The 15,195-nt window shown below is 72.6% G+C and carries 16 protein-coding genes and 1 tRNA gene; 4 read left to right on the top strand and 13 right to left on the bottom strand.

Features of this window, described 5'->3' with window-relative positions; translation table 11 throughout:
* Window positions 1-70: 70 nt before the first annotated feature.
* Window positions 71-2,971, bottom strand: a complete 2,901-nt coding sequence (leuS, locus tag ACXVGS_RS16745) for a leucine--tRNA ligase (RefSeq protein WP_458532758.1) — start codon at window positions 2,969-2,971, stop codon at window positions 71-73.
* A 269-nt stretch (window positions 2,972-3,240) separates the two neighbouring features.
* Here leuS and ACXVGS_RS16740 point away from each other — a divergent pair, with 269 nt between their 5' ends.
* The gene (locus tag ACXVGS_RS16740) at window positions 3,241-4,347 is read left to right on the top strand and encodes a glycoside hydrolase family 43 protein (RefSeq protein ID WP_458533804.1); all 1,107 of its coding nucleotides are present in this window, start codon (window positions 3,241-3,243) and stop codon (window positions 4,345-4,347) included.
* Between the two features lie 20 nt (window positions 4,348-4,367).
* Here ACXVGS_RS16740 and ACXVGS_RS16735 read toward each other — a convergent pair whose 3' ends face one another.
* The 6 genes from ACXVGS_RS16735 to ACXVGS_RS16710 form a co-directional block, all read right to left on the bottom strand.
* On the bottom strand, window positions 4,368-4,997 hold the full coding sequence (locus tag ACXVGS_RS16735) for a lysoplasmalogenase (RefSeq protein WP_458529883.1): 630 nt from the start codon (window positions 4,995-4,997) through the stop codon (window positions 4,368-4,370).
* A 132-nt stretch (window positions 4,998-5,129) separates the two neighbouring features.
* Window positions 5,130-5,202: transfer RNA gene (locus ACXVGS_RS16730), tRNA-Ala, on the bottom strand.
* A gap of 80 nt (window positions 5,203-5,282) precedes the next feature.
* Window positions 5,283-5,912, bottom strand: a complete 630-nt coding sequence (locus ACXVGS_RS16725; RefSeq protein WP_458529884.1) for a histidine phosphatase family protein — start codon at window positions 5,910-5,912, stop codon at window positions 5,283-5,285.
* 3 nt (window positions 5,913-5,915) lie between these two features.
* On the bottom strand, window positions 5,916-6,272 hold the full coding sequence (gene rsfS, locus ACXVGS_RS16720) for a ribosome silencing factor (RefSeq protein WP_141788843.1): 357 nt from the start codon (window positions 6,270-6,272) through the stop codon (window positions 5,916-5,918).
* Between the two features lie 10 nt (window positions 6,273-6,282).
* Window positions 6,283-6,852, bottom strand: coding sequence for a nicotinate-nucleotide adenylyltransferase (gene nadD, locus ACXVGS_RS16715; protein WP_458529885.1), 570 nt, complete (start codon window positions 6,850-6,852; stop codon window positions 6,283-6,285).
* Window positions 6,853-6,866: 14 nt separating this feature from the next.
* Window positions 6,867-7,052, bottom strand: a complete 186-nt coding sequence (locus ACXVGS_RS16710) for a hypothetical protein (protein WP_141788845.1) — start codon at window positions 7,050-7,052, stop codon at window positions 6,867-6,869.
* A 175-nt stretch (window positions 7,053-7,227) separates the two neighbouring features.
* On the opposite strand from ACXVGS_RS16710, the gene ACXVGS_RS16705 reads away from it, so the two are divergent.
* Complete coding sequence (locus ACXVGS_RS16705) at window positions 7,228-8,097, top strand: hypothetical protein (protein WP_458529886.1); 870 nt, start codon at window positions 7,228-7,230, stop codon at window positions 8,095-8,097.
* A 115-nt stretch (window positions 8,098-8,212) separates the two neighbouring features.
* Entirely contained in the window at window positions 8,213-9,214 is a 1,002-nt protein-coding gene (locus ACXVGS_RS16700; protein WP_458529887.1) for a glycosyltransferase family 2 protein, read from the top strand.
* Here ACXVGS_RS16700 and ACXVGS_RS16695 read toward each other — a convergent pair.
* The 4 genes from ACXVGS_RS16695 to ACXVGS_RS16680 all read right to left on the bottom strand — a co-directional run bounded on the left by ACXVGS_RS16695 (window position 9,183) and on the right by ACXVGS_RS16680 (window position 12,979).
* Entirely contained in the window at window positions 9,183-9,875 is a 693-nt protein-coding gene (locus tag ACXVGS_RS16695; protein WP_141788848.1) for a class I SAM-dependent methyltransferase, read from the bottom strand. The two genes, ACXVGS_RS16700 and ACXVGS_RS16695, sit on opposite strands and share 32 nt — an antisense overlap.
* Before the next feature lie 26 nt (window positions 9,876-9,901).
* Window positions 9,902-11,182 (bottom strand): glutamate-5-semialdehyde dehydrogenase, encoded by a 1,281-nt coding sequence (locus ACXVGS_RS16690; RefSeq protein WP_458529888.1) that lies wholly within the window; start codon window positions 11,180-11,182, stop codon window positions 9,902-9,904.
* 136 nt (window positions 11,183-11,318) lie between these two features.
* On the bottom strand, window positions 11,319-11,813 hold the full coding sequence (locus ACXVGS_RS16685; protein WP_458537205.1) for a hypothetical protein: 495 nt from the start codon (window positions 11,811-11,813) through the stop codon (window positions 11,319-11,321).
* Window positions 11,810-12,979 carry a serine/threonine-protein kinase gene (locus tag ACXVGS_RS16680; RefSeq protein WP_458537204.1) on the bottom strand — a complete coding sequence of 390 codons (1,170 nt, stop codon included), beginning with the start codon at window positions 12,977-12,979 and terminating at the stop codon, window positions 11,810-11,812. The genes ACXVGS_RS16685 and ACXVGS_RS16680 overlap by 4 nt, the downstream gene beginning before the upstream one ends.
* Before the next feature lie 206 nt (window positions 12,980-13,185).
* Here ACXVGS_RS16680 and ACXVGS_RS16675 point away from each other — a divergent pair, with 206 nt between their 5' ends.
* Window positions 13,186-13,332 (top strand): hypothetical protein, encoded by a 147-nt coding sequence (locus ACXVGS_RS16675; RefSeq protein WP_185746143.1) that lies wholly within the window; start codon window positions 13,186-13,188, stop codon window positions 13,330-13,332.
* 65 nt (window positions 13,333-13,397) lie between these two features.
* On the opposite strand, the gene proB is transcribed toward ACXVGS_RS16675, so the two are convergent.
* On the bottom strand, window positions 13,398-14,516 hold the full coding sequence (gene proB / locus ACXVGS_RS16670; protein WP_458535776.1) for a glutamate 5-kinase: 1,119 nt from the start codon (window positions 14,514-14,516) through the stop codon (window positions 13,398-13,400).
* Window positions 14,517-14,525: 9 nt separating this feature from the next.
* A partial coding sequence (gene cgtA, locus ACXVGS_RS16665; RefSeq protein ID WP_458537203.1) for an Obg family GTPase CgtA occupies window positions 14,526-15,195 on the bottom strand: 670 nt, incomplete at its 5' end.

Here is a 15,195-nt window from a genome sequence, read left to right as displayed (position 1 = left end):
GTCGACGAAACCCACACCACCGACGCGCGGTGGTGTGGGTTTCGTCGACCTCGTGGTGCCGGCCTCAGCCTCAGCCCGCGACGATGTTGACCAGCTGCGGGGCGCGGACGATCACCTTGCGCACCGTCTTGCCCGCGATCGAGGCCTGGACCCGCTCGCTGGCGAGGGCCGCGGCCTCCAGGTCGGCGGCACTGATGTCGGCCGCCACCTCCAGGCGGTCGCGCACCTTGCCCTGCACCTGCACGACGCAGGTGACAGTGTCGTCGACGAGCAGCGCCGGGTCGGCGACGGGGAACGGCTCGAAGGTGACGGTCTCGTCGTGCCCCAGCCGGCGCCACAGCTCCTCGGCGATGTGCGGGGCGATCGGCGAGACCATCTTGACGATGGTCTCTGCCGCCTCCCGCGGCACCGCGTCGAGCTTGGTCAGCGCGTTGTTGAGCTCGATCAGCCGCGCGATCGCGGTGTTGAAGCCCAGCGCCGGGTAGTCCTTCGAGACCGCGTCGATCGTCTTGTGCATCACCCGCAGCGTGTCGGCGTCGACCGGCGCGTCGACGACCCGGACCTCGCCGGTCTCCTCGTCGATGACGTTGCGCCACAGGCGCTGCAGGAACCGCTGGGCGCCGACGACGGCCCGCGTCTCCCAGGGCTTCGAGAGCTCCAGCGGCCCCATCGACATCTCGTAGACGCGCAGGGTGTCGGCGCCGTACGCGTCGTACATCTCGTCCGGGCTCACAACGTTCTTGAGCGACTTGCCGATCTTGCCGTACTCACGCGTGACCGGCTGGCCCTGCCAAGTGAACTGCGGGTGGTGCGGGTCGCTGCCCTCGACCTCCTCGACCTCCGCCGCCGGGACCGGCTGGCCGCGGCCGTCACGGTAGGCGAACGCCTGGATGTAGCCCTGGGAGAAGTACTTCCGGAACGGCTCCTCGCTGGTGACGTGGCCCAGGTCGAACAGCACCTTGTGCCAGAAGCGGGCGTAGAGCAGGTGCAGCACCGCGTGCTCGACGCCGCCGATGTAGAGGTCGACCCCACCGGGGTCGGTGACCCCCGCCGGGGCACCCTCGACCGGGGACGGGTGCTTGCCCATCCAGTAGCGCTCGTTCTCGGGGTCGACCAGCGCGTCGTCGTTGGCCGGGTCCAGGTAGCGCAGGTAGTACCAGCACGAACCGGCCCAGTTGGGCATGGTGTTGGTCTCGCGGCGGTAGCGGCGCACGCCACGGCCGTCACCCAGGTCCAGCTCCACGTTGACCCACTCGGTCGCGCGCGACAGCGGCGCCTCCGGGCTGGAGGAGTCGTCGTCGGGGTCGAACGTCTTGGGCGAGTAGTCCGGCACGTCGGGCAGCTCGACCGGCAGCATCGACTCGGGCACGGCGTGGGCGACCCCGTCCTCGTCGAACAGGATCGGGAACGGCTCACCCCAGTAGCGCTGCCGGCTGAACAGCCAGTCGCGCAGCTTGTAGTTGACCGTGCCCTCGCCCAGGCCCTTGGCGACCAGCCACTCGATGATGGTGGCCTTGGCCTCGGCCACGCCCATCCCGTTGAGGGAGACCTCGTCGTTGGCGGAGTTGATCGCCGGGCCCTCGCCGGTGAAGGCGGTGGTCTCGTCGTGGCCCTCGGCGGGCTGGACGGTGCGCACGATCGGCAGGTCGAACGCCGTCGCGTAGTCCCAGTCGCGCTGGTCCTGCCCCGGCACCGCCATGATCGCGCCGGTGCCGTAGCCCATCAGCACGTAGTCGGCGACGAAGACCGGGACGGGCTGGCCGGTGACCGGGTTCGTCGCCCAGGCGCCGGTGAAGACGCCGGTCTTGTCCTTGCCCTCGGTCTGGCGCTCAACCTCGGACTTGCGCGAGGCAGTCCGCTGGTATGCCGCGACCGCAGCGGCGGGGCTCGCCTCGCCGCCCGTCCACGCCGGGTTGGTGCCGGAAGGCCAGTCGCCTTGCGGGACAAGGGTTTCCAGCAGCGGGTGCTCGGGCGCCAGCACCATGAAGGTCGCGCCGAACAGCGTGTCCGGCCGGGTCGTGAACACCTCGATCGTGGCGTCGTGACCGACCACGGGGAAGCGCACTCGGGCACCCTGGCTGCGCCCGATCCAGTTGCGCTGCATCAGCTTGACCTTCTCGGGCCAGTCGACCCGGTCCAGGTCGTCGGCCAGCCGGTCGGCATACGCGGTGATCCGCATCATCCACTGGCGCAGGTTGGTCTTGAAGACCGGGAAGTTGCCGCGCTCGGACCGGCCGTCGTTGGTGACCTCCTCGTTGGACAGCACCGTGCCCAGGCCGGGGGCCCAGTTCACCGGCGCCTGGGAGGAGTAGGCCAGCCGGAAGCCGTCGAGGACCTCGGCCCGCTCCGGCTCGGTCAGGGCCGACCAGTCACGCCCGTCCGGCGTGGCGCGGCGGCCGCTCTCCAGCTCCTGCACCAGCTCGCGGATCGGGCGTGCCTTGCCCCGGCCACCGTCCTCGCGGACCGCGTCGACGTCGTACCAGGAGTCCCAGATCTGCAGGAAGATCCACTGGGTCCACTTGTAGTAGTCGGGGTCGATCGTCGCGATCGCGCGCCGGTCGTCGTGGGCCAGCCCCAGCCGCCGCAGCTGGCGCTTCATGACGACCATGTTCTCCTCGGTCGTCTTGCGCGGGTGCTGCCCGGTCTGCACAGCGAACTGCTCGGCGGGCAGGCCGAACGCGTCGTAGCCCAGGCAGTGCAGGACGTTCTTGCCGGTCATCCGGTGGTAGCGGGCGAAGACGTCGGTCGCGATGTAGCCCAGCGGGTGGCCGATGTGCAGGCCGGCGCCCGAGGGGTACGGGAACATGTCGAGCACCAGGAGCTTCTCGCGACCCGCCACGCCCTCGGGGTCGGCCCACGGGCCCGCGGGGTTGGGCGCGTGGAAGGTGCCCTCGCTCTCCCACCGGTCCTGCCAGGCCAGCTCGATCTTCTCGGCCAGCTCGGCGGTGTAGCGGTACGGCGTGTCGTTCATCGTCGTGTCCTCGCGTCTCGTGGTTGCGTGCGTGCTCATCCCCCGCGTCGGACCCGCGACACAAGAAAACCCCTCACACAGGAGGGGTTGCCGCGTTGACGTCCGATCCGTTCAACGCGGCTGGCTAAGAAGCAGCACGCCGGCCATGGCCCAAGGTTAGCGCAGGCCATGGGGCGGCAGCCGCGCGGTTCAGGGTCTGGCAAAGTGCCCGGCGCAGCCGGGAGCCGCACCCTACCGTCGAGGTCCACGGTCGGCAGGGAGGCAGGGGAATGGGTCAGCGACGACGGGTCTGGGTGCTGGTGGCCCTGGTGCTGACGGTGGCCTCGGCCGTGCTGGCCGGACCGGCCGCGACTGCGCAGGCGCAGATCGACGTGCCGTGGTTCAAGGCCGGCGCGGTCTACCGTGGCAACTTCCCGGATCCGGACGTGGTGCGCTTCGGGCACACCTTCTACGCCTACGCGACCAACACCGGCGGCGCCTACGTCCCGGTGATGACCTCCACAGACCTGCGCACCTGGGTGGCCCGACCGGCATACAACCCGGGGGCCTCGATCAGCACCGACCCGTGGTTCAACGACGCCCTGCCCCGCGTCGCCCCGTGGGCCGCCCGGAGCGGGCCCGGCAAGTGGAACACGAACGCCTGGGCCCCGACGGTGCGCTGGACCGGCGGCCACTACGTCATGGCGTACGTCGCCCCGCGGAGCCTCTCGCCGTACAAGCAGTGCATCTCGATTGCCACGGCGGCCTCGCCGTTGGGGCCCTTCACCGACACCACGCGAGCCCCGCTGGTGTGCTCCAGCGACCCCCGAGGCTCGATCGACCCGGCCCTCTATCTCGACGCCCACGGCACCCCGTTCCTGGTGTGGAAGAACGAGGGCGTCCCCGGCTGCTGCCCCACGCGCATCTGGTCCCGACAGCTCGCTCCGGGTGGCACGGCGTTCGCCCCCGGGTCCCTGCCGCACAACCTGCTCACCACCGCGCAGAAGTGGGAGGGCAACCTCATCGAGGGCCCCTCCCTGGTGGGGTACGCCGGGCGGCTGTACCTGTTCTACTCGGCCAACAACTGGTCCAGCCCCGCCTACGCCACCGGCTACGCGATCTGCGCCTCGGCCCTGGGTCCGTGCACCCGGCCCACGACGACCCCCCTTCTCGCCTCCGGCCTCGGCATCAACGGCCCCGGCGGCCCGACGGGCTTCGTCGACCTCGCCGGCCACCTGCGCCTCGGCTACGCCGCCTGGAACGCCCCGTGGAGCAGCTACCAGTCCTACCCCGCCTGCACGACCACCCGGACCTGCGGCCAGGCCCAGCGCTTCTTCCACGTGGCGACGCTGACCGCGGACAGCAGGGGCCTCCTGCACGTCGCCAGCCGCGGCTGAGCGTCCGGCTCAGGTCCGACTCACCGCAGCACCCCGAGCACCATGAGCAGCTGCCCGACGTGGTAGGTCACCATCACCAGCACCCGGCTGCCCGGCCGCGGCCGCACGAACCGGTCCAGGGCCAGCACCGTGTCGGACACGACGAACACCACCGCCCCGAGCGCGACCAGCGGGCGACCGGTCCCCCACGCGGTCACCGTCATCGCCGCGATGACGAGCATGTATGCCGCGACGGCACCTCCCAGCGTGCGGTCCTGTCGCGCGACGGAGACCAGGATGCGCCGGCCGGCGGTGGCCAGGTCGAGCAGGACCACGGCCGCGCCGGCCAGGGCCCAGCGCGGGTCGAGGCCCAGGGAGGCGAAGGCGGCGACGTAGGCGAGGTGGCCGAGCAGGAACGCGGCCAGGCCGCCCAGGAAGCGGGCCTCGTTGTCGCGCAGGAGTGCGACGTCGCCGATGCAGCCGAGCGCGATCGCCGCGAGCAGCCAGCGCCCCGTCCCGGTGCCACCCGCGCCCAGGGCCAGCGCCAGCGCCGCGAGCAGCACCATGACTAGCGGCTTGGCGACCGTCTCCACGCGACGGTGGTCACGGCATACGGCGTGCCAGTCCAGCAGGGCGGTGGCGGCGAGCGCGACGGCGAGGGCGGGGACCACGGCGGCAGCGTGCCATGACCTCCGCGCCGCCGGCCGCGCATCGTGACCGACGACGCACCACCGGCCGGGACGAGTCCCCCCGACACACGACCGAAGGCCGGCCCCTCTCAGGAGCCGGCCTTCGTCATCGGGTGGAGCTGAGGGGACTCGAACCCCTGACCCCCTCCATGCCATGGAGGTGCGCTACCAGCTGCGCCACAGCCCCGCACGATCTCTCGTGGGTTTCCCTCGCGGGAACGAGCAGTACTTTATCCGGCCACCCCCGGTTTTCACCAAATCGGGTGGTCAGCGCGCCGAACCGGTGCCGGCTCCGGCGTTCCACGCCACGACCCGCCAGCCCCGGTCGTACTCCTGCAGGTCGGCCCAGTGACAGTTGTGCAGCCCCGCGATGGACATCCACGCGGCGTGCTGGTCCAGCCCGACCATCGAGGCCACCAGGGCCCGGCCGGAGACGCCGTGCGTCGCGATGACGGCGCACTGCCCCTCCCCCAGGGTGGGCAGCAGGTCATCGACGGCGGCCCGCGCCCGCGCCGCCACCTGCGAGACGGTCTCGCCGTGGATACCCCGCGGCAGGTCCTCCCCCGCGGCCAGCGCCGCCTGCTCCTCGGGGTACTGCTCCGCCACGTCGCCCGCGGTCATCCCCTGCCACTCACCGGCATGGATCTCCCGCAACCGCTCGTCATACCGGATGGGCAGGCCGACCAGCTCGGCCAGCGTGCGGCCGGTCTCCGCGGCGCGCTGCAGGTCGCTGGCGACGATGACGTCAGGTTGGTATGCCGCGAGCGCGGCGGCCGCGGTCCGCGCCTGATCCCGGCCGACCTCGGACAGGTGCGTGTCGAGCTGGCCCTGCCAGATGCCGCTGGCGTTGTGGTCGGTCTGGCCGTGGCGCCAGACGATCAGACGGCGACGGGCCATGACTCAGGCGCCGAGGTCGATCGCCGGGCAGTCCTTCCAGAGGCGCTCGAGGGCATAGAACTCGCGCTCGTCCTCGTGCTGGACGTGCACGACGATGTCGCCGAAGTCGATGAGCACCCACCGGCCGTCGCGCTCCCCCTCCCGGCGGACCGGCTTGGCCTTGAGCGTGTGGAGCTTCTCCTCGACGCTGTCGACGATGGCGTTGACCTGCCGCTCGTTGGCGGCCGAGGCGATGACGAACACGTCGGTCAGTGCGAGCTGGTCGCTGACGTCGATGGCCAGCACCTTGCTGGCGAGCTTGTCCTCGGCGGCGGTGGCGGCGGCCTTGGCCAGGTCGATGGCGTGCTGCGTGGCTGCCACGCGGGTCCTCCTACGGTTGGGCGTACAGGTGGTGCTTGTGGATGTACTGCGTGATGCCGTCGGGCACGAGGTACCAGACCGGCTCGCCGCGTTCGACGCGGGCACGGCAGTCGGTGGAGCTGATCGCCATGGCCGGGACCTCCTGGAGGGTGACCCGGTCGCGGGGCAGCCCGTTGTCCGTCAGCTCATGGCCGGGACGGGTGACCCCGATGAAGTGGGCGAGCTCGAACAGCTCGTCGGCGTCCTTCCACGACAGGATCTGTGCCAGGGCGTCGGCGCCGGTGATGAAGAACAGCTCCGCGTCGGGCCGCTGCGCGGCGAGGTCGCGGAGGGTGTCGATCGTGTAGGTCGGGCCGGGCCGGTCGACGTCGACCCGGCTGACGGTGAAGCGGGGGTTGGACGCCGTGGCGATCACCGTCATGAGGTAGCGGTGCTCGGCCGGGGAGACCTGACCTGCGTCCTTCTGCCAGGGCTGGCCGGTGGGGACGAAGACGACCTCATCGAGGTCGAACAGGGCCTGGACCTCGCTCGCGGCGACCAGGTGACCGTGATGGATGGGGTCGAAGGTCCCGCCCATCACACCCAGGCGGGTGGTCAGTGGTGGTCCCCGTGGGTGTGCTGACCGGTCTTGGCCGCGGTGTTGCGGAAGCTCCACAGCACCCCGAGGAGGGCGGCGAAACCGAAAGCGGCCAGGGCGCCGTAGGCCCAGGTCGGGATCGGCAGCTCGCGGGTGTGCTCCTCAGCGGCGGCCAGGTGGGTCAGCAGGGGCGAGAACGACATGGGCACAGCCTAGCGGGGCGTCCGTGCAGGTGGGACGCGGGCACCCGCGGCGACCACCCGACGATCGTCGCGGCCGTTTCGGGCCGTTTTCGCGCACAAACCCCCGCGACGATCGTCGCGTCGCGCGGCTGGGGACAACCGGGGGCGGCCCGCTCCTCCTCGGCATGATCGAACGATGTTCCCGTCGGACCTGTGGGAGTCGCTCCACCGAGCCACCTGCCTGCCGGCCCGCGACGTCCTGGCCCAGGTGGGCGCGGCGCAGCTCAAGCAGGCGCTCGCCGCCGGGCTGCTGGAGTCACCGGCGCCGGGGTGGTACGCGTTGCCACGCGTCCGCCCGACACTGGCGTTGGCCAAGGCGCGGCGTGCCGTCCTGTCTCACCAGAGCGCGGCGGAGCACCACGGGCTCGACCTCATCACGCGGCCCGGGGCTGTCCACCTGACCGTGCCGCGCGGCCGCAATCAGCGCGACAAGGACGTCGTGTTGCACCGCACCAGCGACCGGCTGGACCTGCGCGCCGGCGTGACGGACGTCCTCGAGACGGTGCTCGACTGCGCCCGGACGATGCCCTTCGCGGAGGCACTCGTGGTCGCCGACTCGGCTCTGCGGGACCGCCGGATCACCAGCGAGGAGCTGCGGCGTGCAGCAGACCAGCTGACCGGCCGCGGCGCCCGTATGGCCCGGCGGGTGGCTCAATGGGCGAGCGCGCAGTCAGGCTCGGCGATGGAGACCCTGGTCCGTGCGGCGATGATCGAGGGCCGGGTGACCGGTTGGGTCGAGCAGCACCTCATCGAAGCCGGCGGAGTGCGGCACCGGACCGACTTCGCCTTCCCGGCACGCCGGGTCGTCGTGGAGGCGGAGGGCTACGCCTTCCACGCGCCCGTGGCGGCGTTCACCAACGACTGCGCCCGCTACAACCGGCTCGTGGCCGCGGGCTGGACGGTGGTGCGGGTCACCTGGCGCGACCTGGAGGACCCCGAGCGGTTGTGCACCCTGCTGCGGACCGTGCTCCGACGGCGGCCGCGCCCGCAGGTGCTGACCGTCTGACGACGCGGCGATCGTCGCGGCCGTTTCGGGCGGTTTTCGTGCACAAACCCCCGCGACGATCGTCGCGTCGGCGCGGCCGGAGCCAGCGCAAACAGGCGGCGGTTAGGCTTCCCACATGTCCGTCGAGCTGTCCGTGGTCGTCCCGATGTACGACGAGGCGGAGGTCCTGCCGCTGCTCGTCGAGCGGCTGCGCCCCGCCCTCGACGGGACCGGCGCGTCCTACGAGGTCGTAGCGGTCGACGACGGCAGCAAGGACGCCACGCCGGTGCTGCTGCAGCGCTACCGCAAGGAGTGGCCGCAGCTGCGCGTGCTGCGGCTGCGGGCCAACGCCGGTCACCAGGCCGCCATCTCGGCCGGCCTCGCCCACGCCGTCGGCGACTACGTCGCGACCCTCGACGCCGACCTGCAGGACCCGCCGGAGGTGCTCGCGCAGATGCTCGAGGTGGCCCGGCGCGAGGGGGTCGACGTGGTCTACGGGGTGCGCTCGGACCGTTCCTCCGACTCGGCGTTCAAGCGCGGCAGCGCGCGGGCGTTCTACCGCCTGCTGCGCAGCCTCGGCCAGACCTCGGCGCAGGTCGACGCCGGCGACTACCGGCTCATGTCGCGGGCGACGGTCCAGGCGGTCAACGCCCTGCCCGAGCACCACCGGGTGCTCCGGTTCGTGGTGCCGGCGCTGGGCTTCCCCTCGGCGTCGGTCGGCTACCGCCGCGAGGTGCGGGCCGCCGGGCGCTCGAAGTACCCCCTGGCCCGGATGATCAAGCTCTCCGTGGACAGCATCACCGGCTTCTCCACGGCTCCCCTGCGCCTGGCCACGTGGTGCGGCATCGGCGGCGGCATCGCCGCGATCCTGCTGCTCATCTACGCCCTCGTCGCCCAGCTGCGCAACGAGACCGTCGCCGGCTGGACCTCGACCGTCGTCGCGGTGGCCTCGGTCGGCGCGATCCAGCTGCTGTGCGTCGGCATCCTCGGGGAGTACGTCGGCCGGATGTACACCATGATGCAGGGCCGCCCGTCCTACTTCGTCGCCTACGACTCGGCCGCCGAGGACAAGGGCGCGGACACCGACACCCCCGTGACCCGCGTGGCTACGGCCGCCGAGCAGTCACGAGCAAGCTGACGCCGGGCAGCTTCTTGACCGGCAGGTAGCGCTCGGCCGTGATGACCGTGCGCAGGCCGGCGTTGACCAGCGGGTGCAGGTCGTCGAGGTCGCTGCCGTTGGAGGCCTTGCGCCGCAGCGCCACGACAGGGCGCAGCAGGACGTTCCAGGAGGTCATCGACTCAACCTGGAACCCGTTGCGCTGCAGCAGGTCCTGCAGGGTCGGTCGGGTGTAGCGGCGCACGTGCCCGACGGCCTCGTCGTGCGAGGACCACAGCCGCGGGTCGCACGGCACGGCGACGAGGAACGTCCCGCCCGGGCGCAGCACGCGGTGGATCTCGCGCGCACAGGCGTCATCGTCGACGAGGTGCTCGAGCACGTCGAAGGCCACGACCAGGTCCATCGCCCCGGTCTGCACCGGCAGCAGCGTGGCGTCGGCGCGCATCACCGGGATGCCCCGCTCGGCGGCGACCTGCGCCCCCTCGGGGCCGTACTCCAGCGCCGCCGCGTCCCAGCCGAGCTCGCGCAGCACCCGGGTGTTGCCCCCACCGGCGGCACCCACGTCCAGGGCGCGCCCGGGCTGGACCCCCGTGAGGGCAGCCGCGAGCAGGTGCCGCCGCTCGCGATACCACCAGTGGGTGTCCTCGAGCGCGGCCAGCTTGCGAACCTCGGTGCCTTCCACGAGCGGCAATCCTGCCAGTCGCCGGCTCAGGGACGAACTTGGCCGTCCCCCTCGACGACCCACTTGGTCGTCGTGAGCTCAGGCAGGGCCATCGGGCCGCGCGCGTGCAGCTTCTGGGTGGAGATGCCGATCTCGGCGCCGAAGCCGAACTCGCCACCGTCGGTGAACCGCGTGGAGGCGTTGACCATCACCGCCGCCGCGTCGACCTCGGCCACCCAGCGCCGGGCCGCGGCGCGGTCCTCGGTGACGATCGCCTCGGTGTGCCCGGTGCCGTAGCGGCGCACGTGCTCCAGCGCGTCGTCGAGGCTGTCCACGACGCGGGCGCTGAGGTCGAGGGAGAGGTACTCCCGGCCCCAGTCCTCCTCGGTCGCCGGCTCGTATGCCGTGCCCGCGGCGTCCGCGAACGGCCGCACCTGCTCGTCGCCGTGGATCCGCACGCCGGCGCTGCCGAGGTCGGCCAGCGCCTTGGGCAGGAAGTCGGCCGCCACGTCGCGGTGCACCAGCAGGGACTCGGCGGCGTTGCAGACGCTGGGCCGGTGGACCTTGGAGTTGAGCGTGATCGCCAGGGCCTTGTCGAGGTCGGCCGCGGCGTCGACGTAGACGTGGCAGTTGCCCACGCCGGTCTCGATGACCGGCACGGTGGACTCGCGCACGACGGTCTGGATGAGGTCGGCGCCGCCGCGCGGGATGAGCACGTCGACCCGGCCGCGCGCGGTCATCAGCGCCCGGACCGCGTCGCGGCCGCCCTCGAGCAGCTGCACCGCGTCAGCCGGGATGCCTTGGGAATCAAGGGTTTGGCGAAGGACGGCGACCAGCGCACGGTTGGTGGATGAGGCGGCGGACCCTCCGCGCAGGATGACCGCGTTGCCGCTCTTGAGGCCGAGCCCGGCGGCGTCCACGGTGACGTTGGGCCGCGCCTCGTAGATCATCCCGACCACCCCCATCGGCACCCGCACCTGGCGGATCTGCAGGCCGTTGGGCAGCGTCGAGCCGCGCACGACCTCCCCCACCGGATCGGGCAGCCCGGCGATGTCGCGCAGCGCCCCGGCGACCGCACGCACCCGGCCCTCGTCCAGCCGCAGCCGGTCGAGCAGCCCCTCGGCCAGGCCGGTCTCCCGCCCCCGCTCGAGATCCTCGGCGTTGGCCTGGACGACCTGCGGCGCTGCCGCCTCCAGCGCGTCGGCCATCGCCAGCAGCGCAGCGTCCTTGGCAGCGCGCGAGAGCAGCGCCAGCCGGCGGGAAGCCACCCGCGCGCGGTCGCCGAGCTCGGCGACGTGAGCGGTCACCTCGGGGTCGATCGAAGCCATGCCAGCAGCGTATGCCGGGTGCTCACCCGCGCCGCCAGTCGTTTCGTCCCGCGGACACAGCCCCAGGAGCGAAGGATGACGCCGCCGCCCCGGCCTTCAGGACCCTCGCAGTGCGGGTCGGGGATGTCACGCTCGCCTAGTGGCCGTGGTGCCGACCGCCGTGACCGCCCTTGTCGTGATGTCCCCCGTGGTGTCGCTTCGGTCTGGGCGCGACAGCCGGCCTCGGCGCCGGGGCAGCACTGGGCTGGGAACGCGGCGTGACCGAGTGGGACGGCGAGGGCGCGGGCGACGGCGAGGGGGACGGCGCGGGCGACGCGACCGGGCGGACCGGCGGAGCCGCCAGGGCAGCAAGGTCGGCAGAGACGCGGTCGGCCGCCGCCTGGATGCGGGCGACCTCCGCCGGGCTCACCCGGCCCGACCGGCGTGCGGCGTCGAGATGGGACCGCAGGGTCGCCAGCGCGGCGGTGGCTGCCGGCAGGTCCCTGCCCGCCCCGGCCCGGGACACCGACAGCACGTCCCGCTGCAGCCCCGCGAGCGCCAGCGTGTGGTCGTCGGCCGTGCCCGTGGTGGCGCAGCCGCCGAGGGTGAGGCACAGCAGGGCAACGGGGACCGTCAGTCGACCCGGGGTCATCCCTTCACCGCCTGCTGCAGGTCGTGCAGGTCGACGCCGAGGCGACCGGGCACCGACGGGTAGGTCGGTGGCCTCACGGCAGGCGTGGCGCTGGAGCCACCCGAGCCGAGGAGCAGGAAGCCGCCGGCCAGCAGCGACCCCACGACGGCCATGGCGAGCGCTGACCTGCGGCCCGCCGGCGGCATCGCCTGCAGTCGGCGCCAGCGTGCGGCCAGGCCATCCCGGGCGCGCGCCCGGCGACCCGCAGCCCGGCGAGCTGCCCGTCGCGTGGCAGGAACCGGCTGCGCGGCTGTGACGTCGCCGCCCAGCAGGGCCGACAGCGTCTCGGCGACCTCCCCGGCGCTCGGCCGACGGGACGGCTCGGTGTCGGTCATGCGCAGCAACAACCGGTGCAGCACGGGGTCGAGGCCCTCAGGGACATCCGGGGGCCGGTGGAGCCGCGCGACGGCCGACTCGATCGCACTGCCGGGGTAGGCGACCGTCCCGGTCAGGCTCTCCAGCACCACCAGGGCGAGCGCGTAGACGTCCGTGGCCGGCCCGATCGGCTCACCGCGGACCTGCTCGGGGCTCAGGTACGGCGCCGTGCCCAGCGCGGTGCCGGTGAGGGTGCGCCGGGTCGCACTGACGAGTCGCGCGATACCGAAGTCGGCGAGCTTGGCCACGATCTCGTGGTCCGGCCCCGCCACGGCCTCCCGGAGCAGGATGTTGCCCGGCTTGACGTCGCGGTGCACCAGGTCCTGGGCGTGCACGTAGGCCAGGGCGCTGGCGACCTGGCACGCCAGGGCTGCCGCCTGCAGCTCGCTCAACGGTCCCTGCTCGCGCAGCTGGCGCGAGAGGGTCGGGCCCGGCACCAGCTCCATGACGAGGAAGGTCGGCGAGCCGTCCTCGGCCGGCGGCCCGGCATCGTGCACCGTCACCAGGGCGGGGTGGCTCAACGCGGCCAGCATGCGGATCTCTGCGGGCTCCTGGCTGCGTTGCTCGTCATCCACCCAGGGGAAGACCTTGACGGCGACCGGTCGCTGCAGGACCTCGTCCCGCCCGGCGAACACCTCGGCCATGCCCCCGCGACCGAGCAGGTGCTCGAGCCGGTAGCGGTCGGCGAGCACGTCCCCCGCCCCGACGGTGACGGGTGCCGGTGACGGCCTGGTTGTCGGGCCGGAGTCCATGGGCGCAGTCTGCCCCACCGGGCGAGATGTCGCTGACCGGGCCTGGCCTGCGGAAACGCCGTGGCAGTCCTTGTGTTTCGGGCCACACGGCTCGCCGCGCCCACATGCCCAGTTCGCGGGAAAACAAACATCGCCTCTCAAGTGGCGCAGGGCCCCCCTGATGCGGCTAGGGTCCCCCAGTCACGTCCCCCAACCAAGGAGTTCTCGTGATTGCGCTCGGCATCATCCTCATCATCCTCGGGCTGCTCGTCGCCAGCCTGAAGGTCCTGCTGACCATCGGCATCATCCTGCTGGTTGTCGGCCTCATCCTGAACTTCGTGCCGATCGGCGGCCGCCGGCGTCGCCTCTACTGACGCATGCCTCGCGCCTCGGCCCCGGTCAGACCTGACCGGGGCCGACGCGCATTCCCTGCCAGGGGCTAGAGCAGGACCAGGTCGTCGCGGTGGACGACCTCACGCTCGTAGGACGGGCCGAGCTCACGCGCCAGCTCGTGGGTGGTGCGGCCCAGCAGCCCCGGCAGCTCGGCCGAGGCGTAGTTGACCAGCCCTCGCGCCACCGCGTGCCCGTCGAGGCGGCACAGGTCCACCGGGTCCCCGTCGGTGAACGTCCCCTCGACCGAGACGATCCCGGCCGGCAGCAACGACTTTCGCCGCTCCACCACCGCCCGCACCGCACCGGGGTCGAGCACCAGCCGGCCGCGCGGTGAGGTGGCATGGGCCAGCCACAGTAGCCGGGAGGCCCGCCGGGACCCGGTCGGCGCGAAGAAGGTGCCGACGTCCTCCCCCGCCAGCGCCTCGGCCGCCTGAGCCGTCGAGGTCAGCACGGTGGGGATCCCCGCACCCGTGGCGATCGCCGCGGCCTCGACCTTGGTGGCCATGCCGCCGGTGCCGACGGCGGACCCCGACCCGCCGATCCGGACGTCGCTGAGGTCGTCGGCGTCCCGCACCACGGGGATCCGCGAGGTGCCCTCGCGGCTGGGCGGCCCGTCATACAGCGCGTCGACGTCGGAGAGCAGGACCAGCGCGTCGGCGTGCACGAGGTGCGCGACGAGCGCCGCGAGCCGGTCGTTGTCGCCGAAGCGGATCTCGTGGGTGGCCACGGTGTCGTTCTCGTTGACGACCGGCACCACGCCCAGGTCCAGGAGCCGGTCCAGGGTGCGCCGCGCGTTGGCGTAGTGGCTGCGCCGGGTCACGTCGTCCGCGGTCAACAGGACCTGCCCGACGGTCAGCCCGTGCGTGCCGAAGGCATGGCTGTATGCCGCGACGAGGGCTCCCTGCCCCACACTGGCCGCCGCCTGCTGGGTCGCCAGGTCACGAGGGCGCTTCGCCAGCCCCAGCGGGGTGATCCCCGCGGCGATGGCACCGGAGGAGACCAGAACGACCGAAGAGCCGGCCTCGCGCCTGGTGGCCAGCACCTCCACCAGGGTATTGAGCCGCTCCACGTCCAGGCTGCCGCCGTCCCGGGTCAGCGAGCTCGAGCCGACCTTGACCACGACCCGGTGCGCGTCGCGCACCGACGACCTCCCCACGCTGCTCATGGCCGCAGCCTAGAGATCGTCGTCGTCCTCCGAGGCGGCGTCCGCCCAGTGACCGGCCTGGCGCTCGGCGGCCAATTCCTCGCGCGCTGCCGTCTTGGCGGCACGGCGGGCGGCGTAGTCCTCACGCTTCTGGTCACGCGTGGGGCGGTGGGCGTCCTCGAGGCGCAGGTCGGTGCCGCGCGGGCCCGCCAGCAGCTCGGCCCCGGCGGACATCGTCGGCTCCCAGTCGAAGACGACCGCGTTGTCGGTGGCCCCGATGACGACGGTGGCCCCGGCCACGGCTCCGGCCTTGAACAACGCCTCCTCGACGCCGGCCCGGTTGAGCCGGTCGGCGAGGTAGCCCACGGCCTCGTCGTTGGAGAAGTCGGTCTGGCGCACCCAGCGCGTGGGCCGCTCGCCGACGACGCGGAAGATCTCGCCGTCGGGGGTGTTCTCGCGGGTCACCGTGAAGCCGCTGTCGTCGACGGCCTTGGGCCGTAGCACGACCCGCGGGACCTCGACGACCTCGAGCGCCTTGCGGGCCTCGGCCACGTGGCGGGCCATGGCGAAGCCGAGCTCGCGCAGGCCGGTGCGGGCGACGGCGGAGACGATGAAGACCTCCAGCCCGCGGGCCTCGAGGTCGGGCCTGACCATCTCGGCCAGCTCGCGGGCCTCGGGTACGTCGGCCTTGTTGAGCACG

The organism is Oryzihumus sp., assembly GCF_054325275.1.
The sequence above is the reverse complement of the archived record's forward strand: the minus strand, read 5'-3'. Positions and strand labels throughout refer to the sequence as shown.